Below are 10,495 nucleotides of genomic sequence, written 5' to 3' on the forward strand. Positions count from 1 at the left end.
CTCGACGCCCTAAAAAACCTGCTCAACCAAATCCCCCACACCGCCCTCGACTACGCCCGATGCTTGCGTGACTTACGCGCCCATCATACAGCGATGGAAACCAATCTCACCAACTTTGACACCAAGCAACAGAAACTTGCCAAATTTGGCGATATCCCCCAATTCTGGGGCGATTTCCTCAAAGCAAGCCACATCTGGAAACAGCAAATCCAAACCGATATCAATTATCTATCACCCGGACAAGACTTATTCGGACAAATGCTAGAAACCGTGCGAGGTATCGTAGACTTAGATCAAGCAGAACGCGATCGCGCCCTAGACCAGAAGCTGCAAAACCTAGAACTTTGGATAGCCGTAGTCGGAACCGGATTAGCGGTGAGTGGGATATCCTCCCAAGTCGATTCCCAACCTATCCAAACCTTTCTCCAGAATCAAACCAACTCCGATATACCGATTTGTCCCAGTGCAGGTGTAGTGAAATGTACCACCTACAATGGTTTGAACATCCTGATTCATATTATCATTGCCTTTGCGATCGCGCTTCCCATCGGTTTAATTCTGCGACAGATTCGCCATCCATCCAAATAATGTCCTATGTCCTCCAGACGCGCCATGGCGCATCTCTACACCTTCTCCATCAACCTTGGCGAGGATAGCGATCGCTCTGCTCCGGCTGGCAACTCGATGGTATTGGGTTTGACGATTACATTAATCATCGGTAGCCTTCTTGCTCAGCTAATCACTATTATCACCGGGAATGGAGATTTGGACTAATACCAAATCCGGGGAACGCTATCCCCGTTATAACCCAGTCCGCGCAGGCGGACTTTGTTTGTGTAGCAGCGATTTCAATCGCCTCCTCTTGCTTCTCGCCTAAAACAGACAAAAAATAGGGATGATTTTCACCATCCCTACTCAATGACTCAATTAAACTATCCGAAATTACAGCACAGGAACATACTGCTCCTTCTCCGGAACATGAGTATATTCCGCCACAATCTGACGAAACTCCTCGCCGTCAATCGTTTCCTTCTCAATTAACAGATCCACCAAGCGGTCAATTACAACGCGATTGTCGCGCATAATCCGCTTTGCGTCGTCGTGACAATGTTCCACAATCCGGCGCACTTGTTCATCAATGCGAGACGCGACTTCTTCGGAATACTCCGCCCGATTCGTCAAGCCGCCACCGAGGAATACTTCTCCCTGTTGACTTTCTAGAGACAAGGGACCTAAATCGGACATGCCGAAACGAGTCACCATTTGTCGCGCCATTCCGGTCACCTGCTGTAAATCACCACCGGCACCTGTGGTAACTTCAGAATGACCAAAAATCTCTTCTTCGGCAGCACGACCCCCTAATGCCCCAGTAATCCGGGCTTTAAGCTGTGCGCGGGTAATTAAGCCTTGCTCTTCACTGGGCGTAAACCAGGTTAATCCTTGCGCTTGACCCCGAGGAATTAAGGTCACTTTCTGCACTGGATCATGATCCTTTAGCACCGTCCCCACGATCGCATGACCGACTTCATGATAGGCAATTAACCGCTTACTCTTGCTATCCACTAACGGTGTGCCTTCCATACCCGCTACCACCCGGTCAACAGCGTCGTTGATTTCCAGCATGGTAATCGCTTCCTTACGACGACGGGCTGTCAGAATTGCCGCTTCATTCAACAAGTTAGCTAAATCTGCCCCAGTAAACCCAGGCGTGCGTCGTGCGATCGCTTCAATAGAAATTTCCGATGCAAGTTTCTTATTCCGCGCATGGACTTCCAGAATACCAATCCGTCCTTTCAGATCCGGCGCATCGACAATCACCTGACGGTCAAATCGTCCGGGACGCAATAGGGCAGAGTCTAACACATCAGGGCGGTTAGTCGCAGCAATAATGATAATCCCAGTATTGCCTTCAAATCCATCCATCTCCGTCAGCAACTGGTTCAACGTTTGCTCTCGTTCATCGTTACCGCCGCCGATACCAGCACCCCGTTGTCGTCCTACGGCGTCAATCTCATCAATAAAGATTAGACAAGGCGCATTTTCCTTGGCTTTCTTGAACAAGTCACGGACACGGGACGCACCCACACCGACAAACATTTCCACGAATTCACTACCAGAGATACTAAAGAACGGAACCCCAGCTTCACCCGCGATCGCTTTCGCCAATAATGTTTTACCGGTTCCCGGAGGTCCAACTAACAGCACCCCTTTCGGAATACGTGCGCCAACTGCCGTAAACCGTTCGGGCTGCTTCAGGAACGTAACCACTTCCTGCAATTCTTCCTTGGCTTCCTGAATTCCCGCTACATCATCGAAGAGAATTCCAGTTTTCGCTTCCATCTGGAACCGGGCGCGAGACTTACCAAAGTTCATCGCTTGACCAGGACCTCCGCCCATATTACTCGAACGACGGAATAGGAAAAATAACCCACCAATTAATAAAATCGGAAAAATTAAATTCCCTAAGATTCCCCAAATAGCCCCATCTTGGCGGGCGGGATGGGTATCTAAAGCAATATTAGCCTCTCTCAGCTTCGTGATTAGCTCCGGAGAATTAGCAGGCAAATCGACGCGCCAGCGATTCGTTTTATTCAGCTCCGGGTCAGTCGCTTCTACAATTGCCGTTTGACCCCCATCATAGAGGTCAACACTCGTGACTCTCCCTTTCTCAACGTATTCTAAAAAGCGACCATAATTCATCCGGGTGCTGGCGGTATTTTGACTTAAATCACCAACAGCCGGAGAAAACGCTCCCTGCCATAGGAAAAACCCAATGACAAGAGCGGGTATTGTCCAAAGTAGGAGAATTCTCCAGGAAAATTTCATTGCTTATGAGCCTCTAGATATTTGTTTTCTGCTTTGGCTTTTGCTCTTAAAGAGCCTCTTGTTTAGCACAAAGCCTAGCTTAAACGGTGGTTTCAATAGGAAACTTTACTTCTGCTTAATTAAATTTAACGTAATTCTCAGGATTTGGGCAACTGTCTTATAGTCATTCGTCATTTGTTAGGGAACAGGGAACAGGGAACAGACCAAGAACGCGCCTACACTGGAGGATTCAATCCTCAACCTGTAGACGCGCTAATCTAAGCTAGACAAAAAACGTTTGACGTTTAGCTACCAAGGGAGCCGTATTAGTAGGTTTCAACGTGCCAGCGATGGGCTTTCTTCATAGATTTCTGGAAATCAGCCCAGTCCATCCCTTGCCGTTCAGCAGCAGCCGAAAATGCGGCATCAATGCCATCTTCCATTCCCTTGAGTCCGCAAATGTAGGTGTGGGTATTATCCTTCTGCATTAACTCAAACAATTCATCGGCGCGTTCATCCACCCGATTCTGGATATACATCTTGCCACCCTCTTTGTTCTTCTGTTCACGGCTGATGGCGTAGGTGAGACGGAAATTATCGGGAAACTCTTGCTCGAGTTTTTCCAATTCCTCTTTGTACAAAATGTTTGCCGTATAGGGGATACCAAAAATCAGCCACGCAAACCCTTTGAAGTTGTAGTCTTCGTGCTTTTCTTTCAACATCCGCCATAGGTAAGCCCGGAAGGGGGCAATTCCTGTACCTGTTGCCATCATCAGGATGGTAGCATCTGGATCTTCGGGAAGTAACATTTCTTTCCCAACTGGTCCGGTGATCTTGACATCATCGGTGCCAACTGGCAGATTGCACAAGTAGGTTGAGCAGACGCCATAGACGGTTTCCCCGGTTTCTGGGTGCTTGTACTCCAGTTGTCTAACACAAAGGGAAACTGTCTTATCATCCTCGTGATCTCCATGACGAGTGGAGGCAATGGAGTAGAGTCTGAGTTTATGGGGTTTACCTTTTTCGTCTTTCCCCGGTGGGATAATCCCGATACTCTGACCTTCCAAGTACCAAATATCCCCGTCAGAGATGTCAAAGGTGACGTGGCGAACTGTCCCTGATCCCCCTTCTGCAACCAGTTCGTAGTTTTCAATACATTTGCCTAGATAGGGGTTTTTGGGCTTGTACAGATTGACAGGAACACCCTCTTTTGATGATTTTTTATGAACGATAGTTTCCGGCGACGGCGCTGCATCGGCTTCAGTGGCTTTGCCATTCATTCCATTCTTGGCATTCATCACACCATCAAGAGGTTGAATGCTGACGATTTTGCCACCCATGCGGGTGATTCGTTGCATCTCTTGATTCATGCGACTGTATGGCACTGTAATATACGTATTACCACTGCTACGAATGGGATAATCCATTTTGTCGGTTTCGGTGTTCTGACTTAGACCTGTCACTTCGTAAAGAAACAGGCGATTCTTGGCTGTGGTGTTACTAGACATTGCGTTATTTCTCTCTAAACCAATCGATTACGATATATTGCTCAGTACAACATTTCATCAATTCGTGACGAATGAAGCAACCTCCCAATCAGGGTTTCAGTCGCTTCATCCCGTAGAGTTGATGGCAGGTCGTTGACCTTGATACCTGGCTGTGGACTCCCGTTCTTCCCCCGTTAGCTAATCCGGCAATAGATTTCCCACCTGGTAATTTTTATTCAGTGTGGGATAAATTCCCAGTAATGCCAATCCGAGTGGCATTGCATCCAATCGCTGTTTGGGCAACAGACTTGGCTTTCAGCCCACACGCTCACGACAAAGCGGAGTGTGTACAGTCGTTAACTCGGCTCAACTGGGTGGGGAATGAAGTAGGTTCAATGTATACTCTAGAATACGTCTAATTGATTGAGTTGGCAAAGTTCCAACTCTTATGACTCCTGTGGGCATCGGTTAGGAGGCAATTCCCGGCAGGTGATGTCGATGGAGAACTCGGTCATTGACCGACCAATAGTCAAAATCGAGTCAATTTAAAATTTTTTGATCCAATTTGCACAACTCACTTTAGGATTATGTTAAGGAATTGAGGAGAAAGGTTAAGACTTGTAGACATAATCTCATTTTGGTAGAATCCACTAACAGCCGCTAGTATTAAATACTTACCCCGTGTCTGGCTTGAGTCTTATCCTTTGGAAAAGGCTCGTACCTGTTGCAAATATGTGACGGGTTAAAGGCACGCGATCAACAGACTGGTTGACCCTAGACTTGGGACTTGGATTGCTGGAAACTCTATTTGAAACTATTTTTTGCGTTAGAGGGAAACTATGACCACTCAGCTAGACCGCGTGGTATTAATAGCCGTCGCTGGAGACTCTGGATGCGGGAAGTCCACATTTCTGCATCGCTTAGCCGACTTGTTTGGTGAAGAGTTTATGACGGTCATCTGCTTGGATGACTATCACAGCTTAGACCGTAAAGGGCGTAAAGCGGCAGGGGTAACAGCACTTAACCCCAAGGCGAATAATTTTGACCTGATGTATGAGCAAATCAAAGCGCTCAAAAATGGTCAGGCAATTGATAAGCCAATTTATAACCACGAGACGGGTGAACTTGATCCACCGGAACGGGTAGAACCCAATAAAGTCGTGGTAATCGAAGGATTGCACCCCCTGTATGATGAGCGGGTGCGATCGCTGGTTGATTTCGGTGTTTATCTCGATATCAGTGATGAGGTCAAGATTAACTGGAAAATCCAGCGGGACATGGCAGAACGGGGGCATACCTACGAAGATATTCTAGCGTCGATTAACGCTAGACGTCCTGACTTCAGTGCTTACATCGAACCCCAAAAAGAGTTTGCTGATGTCGTGATTCAGATATTACCGACTCAGTTGATCAGAGATGATAAGGAATGCAAGATCCTGCGGGTGCGCTTGGTACAGAAGGAAGGTGTAGAAGGATTTGAACCTGTCTATCTGTTTGATGAAGGGTCTACCATTGACTGGAGACCTTGTGGTCGTAAGTTGACCTGTGGTTATCCTGGTATCAAGTTGTACTATGGTCCGGATAGCTACTTCGGTCATGATGTTTCCGTCTTGGAAGTGGATGGTCAATTTGACAATCTAGAGGAGATGATCTACATCGAAAGTCACCTCAGCAACACCTCCACGAAATACTATGGTGAGATGACCGAACTGTTGCTCAAGCATAAGGACTATCCGGGTTCTAACAATGGTTCTGGATTATTCCAGATTCTGGTGGGGCTGAAGATGCGATCCACTTACGAACGGTTAACATCTAAGGCGCAAGTGCCCGCGAATGTGTAACTGATGGAAACCGTGTCTACGTTGAAACCTGTAGTTTTTCCCGAAAAGAATCTCCAGTTTTCAACTTGGACGGGATAGTGTTGGTTGTATATTGCCTATGCCCTACTCTTTTAGGTGGTGTGGGTTAATGATTAATCTAAGCAAGATCCCCGACTTCTTGGAGAAGTCGGGGATCTGTCTGTTTAAGCGATGTGTCAAAATTGATAGGCGTGGCAAAATCACTCGATGGAAACCCAAACTAAAAGGAGTGCATAGCATAAATGTGTGGTATTGCTGGAATATGGGGGCAAATTGATCAAACCAGCGTTAAAAAGATGATGGATACTTTAATCCATCGAGGTCCAGACGCTGAAGGAATGTTTGTATCTCCGATTAAGGCAGGTGTTCTGGGACATCGACGGCTGAGTATTATGGACCCGCAAGGGGGAAACCAACCGATATACGGCGATCGCAAGGCGCGAGTGATTGTCGGAAATGGCGAAATTTATAACTTTCCCCAGTTACTTCCCCAGTTAGCGGAACGATTTAAGTTCCGGACTAAAAGTGATACAGAGGCAATTTTGCATCTGTACGAAGATCAGGGAATCGAGTCTGTTGACCAACTCGATGGGATGTTCGCTTTTGCGATCGCGGATGGAGATAAATTCTTTGCTGCCCGTGATCCCATTGGCATTAAACCCCTATACTATGGCAAAAAAGACAATGCGTTTGTTTTTGCCTCAGAACTCAAAGCGATCGCGAATTTTTGCGACAATGTCCAGGAATTCCCAGCCGGCACCTTTTTCTCCTCAGAAACCGGGTTTTCTACCTTCTACCAAGTGCCAGATATTCAGCCAGAGGTAGACGCAGATGCAGAGGCTTTAATTCGAGAAGTGCGGGAAACGGTAGAAGAATCCGTCGTCAAGCGGCTAATGAGTGATGTTCCCCTCGGTTGCTTCCTCTCCGGTGGCTTAGACAGCAGTATCACCACGGCTGTAGCCAGACAGCATATCGAGAAACTGCATACCTTCTCTGTGGGAATTGAAGGGAGTAAAGATATAAAAGCTGCCCGTTTAGTCTCCCAGTATCTGGATACGATTCACCATGAATATCTAATTACACCCAAAGAAGTTCAGGACAAGCTACCCGAAATAATTTATTCCTTGGAATCCTTTGACCAAGACTTAGTTCGCAGTGCGATTCCCTGTTACTTTACCTCACGACTCGCCGCCGAGTATGTCAAGGTGATTCTCACGGGCGAGGGGGCTGATGAACTGTTTGCGGGTTACACCTACTACAAAGGCATTCCTGATAACGATACCCTGCATCGCGAATTGCGTCGCTCAGTGACGAGCCTGCACAATATTAACTTACAGCGAGTAGACCGTTTAACCATGGCTCACTCCCTGGAAGGACGAGTTCCCTTTTTGGATCTGAAAATGATTGAACTCGGTCAAAGAATTCCCGCCCATTTAAAACTCGCGGGTGATCCATTAGTAGAAAAATGGATTTTGCGAAAAGCCTTTGAGGATCTGCTACCTTCTGAGATTGTTTGGCGCACGAAAGAGCAGTTTGATGAAGGCAGTGGCACAGTGGATTTATTAACCCAAATGCTGGCAAAGGGAATGAGTGAAGAGGAAGCCCAAACCTATCGCCAGAAACATCCAGAAGCGCGATTACGTTCTGCGGAAGAGTGCTATTATCACCAGATATTTATGGATGTATTTGAGCAGCCGGAATCAATTCTGGCGAATGTTGCCCGTTGGTCAGAACGACCCGTTTAGGGGAGCTGGGGGAGCATGTAGAGACGTGCCATGGCGCGTCTGGGAGATGAGGGAGATGGAGGGGCAAATGTTTAAGATTGAAAGATGTGTAAGCCAAAGCGCCTCGATAGTTCCTCACACACTTTAATCCCTCGGATACTGTTCCCCCGCTTGTCTAGGGGAGGTGAAAAGACGGCAATTCCCATTACACCGGGAACAACGCCAATAATGCCGCCACCAACGCCACTCTTAGCCGGAAATCCGACTTTGTACACCCATTCCCCCGCAAAGTCATACATGCCACAGGTAAACATAATACTCAGCAAGTCCTTAACATAGGGGGAATGAATCGCTTGTTCTCCCGTCATCGGATTGATCCCATTGTTGGCAAGGGTGGCTCCCATCACCGCTAAATCGTGGCAGTTGATAATGACCGAACACTGCTGTAGATAGAGATCAAGGGTTTGTTTAATGTCCCCAGAAATCATGCCAAAGTTCCGTAGCAAGTACGCAATTGCCCAGTTGCGATCGCCTGCGGTTTGTTCGGACACTAAGCTGGGTGTATCGACAAAGACACGATGACCCACATAACGGCGATACATGTCTAGGAGACGATTGAGCCGATGAGCTGGTCCTTTTCCCTCAATTAAATTGGTAATCGCGATCGCACCTGTATTTACCATGGGATTATAGGGGCGCTTGGAGTTCTCCTCAACCTTGATTAGCGAGTTATAGGCATCTCCGGTTGGTTCCACATCAACTCGGCTGACCACATAATCCCGTCCCCAATCCGAAAGTGCCATTCCATAGGCAAACACTTTCGAGATGGACTGAATTAAGAACGGTTGCTCCCAATCGCCAACCGTGTAAACTTGACCATCGACGGTAACAATACAGATACCAAACCAATCGGGGTTAATCTCCACCAGATCCGGTTCGCTCACATAAATTTTCCCTTGTCTGATGGGAAGATACTGGCGATGCAGTTCCCGCAAGTCGGTAATAAAGGAGGTGGGACTTACATGCAACTGAGCGATCATGGCTGCTGAGTTGAGCTTTGGCATAACCTTGGGGAGGGCTTCTCGCATCGGTAGCGTATTCGTTGTGCCTTCATCGACTGCCCGCGACTGGGGATAGGACGGTGTTTGGGACATCGCCAATGGGTCATTTTTAATGGGCATACCGTTGTTACTGTCTAGGTCAATCCTGTCTGGGAAATAACCTGACATCTCAACGACTTTATCAAAGACATGAAGTCGCAAGTGCTTAGAGAGGGCTTCAAATACCTTGACCCCTCGCAGACTTTTACTGTGTTCTCCTAGAGGAGGAGAAAACACAGCAATTCCCATTTGGTTGGGAACAACGCCAATAATTGCCCCAGATAGACCACTTTTGGCAGGGAGACCGACTTTATACGCCCATTGACCAGAGAAGTCATAGAGACCACAGGTGTACATAACGCTGATTAAGTTTTTCACATAATCGGCTTTCAGGGCGCGTTCTCCTGTAATTGGATTGATGCCAGCATTCGCCAGCGTACCCACCATCACCGCTAAGTCTCGGCAATTGACCATTAAGGCGCACTGCTGGAAGTAAAGGTCGAGAATGTCATCAATCTTGCCTTCGAGCAAGCCAAAATTCTTCATAATGTAGGCGATCGCTCGATTCAGGTTATCGGTTTTCTTTTTGGACTGAAACACTGCCTGATCGACTTGCACGTCTCGACCTGTATAGCGGTGGAACATACGCAGTAAGCGAGTTTGCCGCTCAAATAAATCTAATCCTTTAATCAGGCTGGTGGTCGCGATCGCTCCCGCATTCACCATCGGATTATACTGTCGCTCTTGGATCTCCTCATGTTCGATAATTTCATTAAACGGTTCTCCCGTTGGTTCAACCCCAATTCGTTCCAAAACATAGTCCAGTCCGCGATCTTCGAGAGCCAGTCCATAGACAAACGGCTTTGAAATTGACTGAATCGTAAACGGGATCGACGTATCACCAACGGTATAAACCTGACCATCCACCGTCACCACCGTAATCCCAAACCAATCCGGATTCGCTTGCGCCAATTCTGGGATATAGTCAGCCACCACTCCTGCTTTCAGGGGATGATATAGGCGATGCAAATTTTGGAGGATATCGGGTAACTGCTCAGTTATTTTGGCTCGTGTTTGCAACTCGTTGGTGTTGATCATCCTGGTCTGCTGTTTCCGAACTGGCTTAAATTTTATTCATAAAGTAATTTATCTTGGCTCAAGGCTGATAAACAGCACGCAATAAACAATCAATCGGGCAAAGTCAGAGCGTGGTAAGATTAACTGGCTTTTGCTGTATCTGAAGCGACGCTGGGATCAATCCCAGTCGTTTAGCTGAACGCCGGAAGCCTCACGCCATATTTGTACTCAAATTGGCGTGAGATGGATAGGCGGTCAATCGATGGGGTTCAACACCCCTGAGATTGACAACCTTGGGGTTCCGTCCAGAAACCGACTACTCATAGTCGCATCTGTGGGCGGGTAAAATTCCAGCAGTACAAAGGCACGAACAGACTTTTGTATTGTTCCGGCGCGGAGGGGCATCCCGTGTCGTTAATAAAGCCAAGAGTCTCCTAAACAAT

At 47.4% G+C, this 10,495-nt stretch carries 6 protein-coding genes and 2 pseudogenes; 4 read left to right on the forward strand and 4 right to left on the reverse strand.

Going from position 1 to position 10,495, the window contains the following annotated elements:
• Both RH949_RS23635 and RH949_RS23640 read left to right on the forward strand, forming a co-directional pair.
• Nucleotides 1–588, forward strand: a pseudogene (locus RH949_RS23635) (hypothetical protein); the annotation flags it as partial.
• 6 nt (nt 589–594) lie between these two features.
• Nucleotides 595–774: a hypothetical protein gene (locus tag RH949_RS23640; protein ID WP_446356577.1), complete on the forward strand. Its 180-nt coding sequence runs from the start codon at nt 595–597 to the stop codon at nt 772–774.
• A 168-nt stretch (nt 775–942) separates the two neighbouring features.
• Here RH949_RS23640 and ftsH2 read toward each other — a convergent pair whose 3' ends face one another.
• Both ftsH2 and petH read right to left on the reverse strand, forming a co-directional pair.
• On the reverse strand, nt 943–2,826 hold the full coding sequence (ftsH2, locus tag RH949_RS23645) for an ATP-dependent zinc metalloprotease FtsH2 (protein WP_006098770.1): 1,884 nt from the start codon (nt 2,824–2,826) through the stop codon (nt 943–945).
• Between the two features lie 305 nt (nt 2,827–3,131).
• Complete coding sequence (gene petH, locus RH949_RS23650; RefSeq protein WP_446356580.1) at nt 3,132–4,313, reverse strand: ferredoxin--NADP reductase; 1,182 nt, start codon at nt 4,311–4,313, stop codon at nt 3,132–3,134.
• Nucleotides 4,314–5,131: 818 nt separating this feature from the next.
• On the opposite strand from petH, the gene RH949_RS23655 reads away from it, so the two are divergent.
• Complete coding sequence (locus RH949_RS23655; protein ID WP_006099100.1) at nt 5,132–6,133, forward strand: phosphoribulokinase; 1,002 nt, start codon at nt 5,132–5,134, stop codon at nt 6,131–6,133.
• A gap of 260 nt (nt 6,134–6,393) precedes the next feature.
• Nucleotides 6,394–7,896: an asparagine synthase B gene (asnB, locus tag RH949_RS23660; RefSeq protein ID WP_446356582.1), complete on the forward strand. Its 1,503-nt coding sequence runs from the start codon at nt 6,394–6,396 to the stop codon at nt 7,894–7,896.
• 71 nt (nt 7,897–7,967) lie between these two features.
• On the opposite strand, the gene glsA (RH949_RS23665) is transcribed toward asnB, so the two are convergent.
• Nucleotides 7,968–8,915, reverse strand: a complete 948-nt coding sequence (gene glsA / locus RH949_RS23665) for a glutaminase A (RefSeq protein ID WP_052307431.1) — start codon at nt 8,913–8,915, stop codon at nt 7,968–7,970.
• Nucleotides 8,916–9,116: 201 nt separating this feature from the next.
• Nucleotides 9,117–10,073: pseudogene (glsA, locus tag RH949_RS23670) on the reverse strand (glutaminase A); the annotation flags it as partial.
• Nucleotides 10,074–10,495 lie beyond the last annotated feature (422 nt).

It is taken from the genome of Coleofasciculus sp. A1-SPW-01, assembly GCF_040217205.1.
Taxonomy (GTDB): Bacteria; Cyanobacteriota; Cyanobacteriia; order Cyanobacteriales; family Coleofasciculaceae; genus Coleofasciculus; species Coleofasciculus chthonoplastes_A.

Coding starts and splice junctions, on each gene's coding strand:
- RH949_RS23640 (WP_446356577.1), top strand. CDS start 595: ATGTCCTCCAGACGCGCCATGGCGCATCTCTACACCTTCTCCATCAAC.
- ftsH2 (WP_006098770.1), bottom strand. CDS start 2,826: ATGAAATTTTCCTGGAGAATTCTCCTACTTTGGACAATACCCGCTCTT.
- petH (WP_446356580.1), bottom strand. CDS start 4,313: ATGTCTAGTAACACCACAGCCAAGAATCGCCTGTTTCTTTACGAAGTG.
- RH949_RS23655 (WP_006099100.1), top strand. CDS start 5,132: ATGACCACTCAGCTAGACCGCGTGGTATTAATAGCCGTCGCTGGAGAC.
- asnB (WP_446356582.1), top strand. CDS start 6,394: ATGTGTGGTATTGCTGGAATATGGGGGCAAATTGATCAAACCAGCGTT.
- glsA (WP_052307431.1), bottom strand. CDS start 8,915: ATGATCGCTCAGTTGCATGTAAGTCCCACCTCCTTTATTACCGACTTG.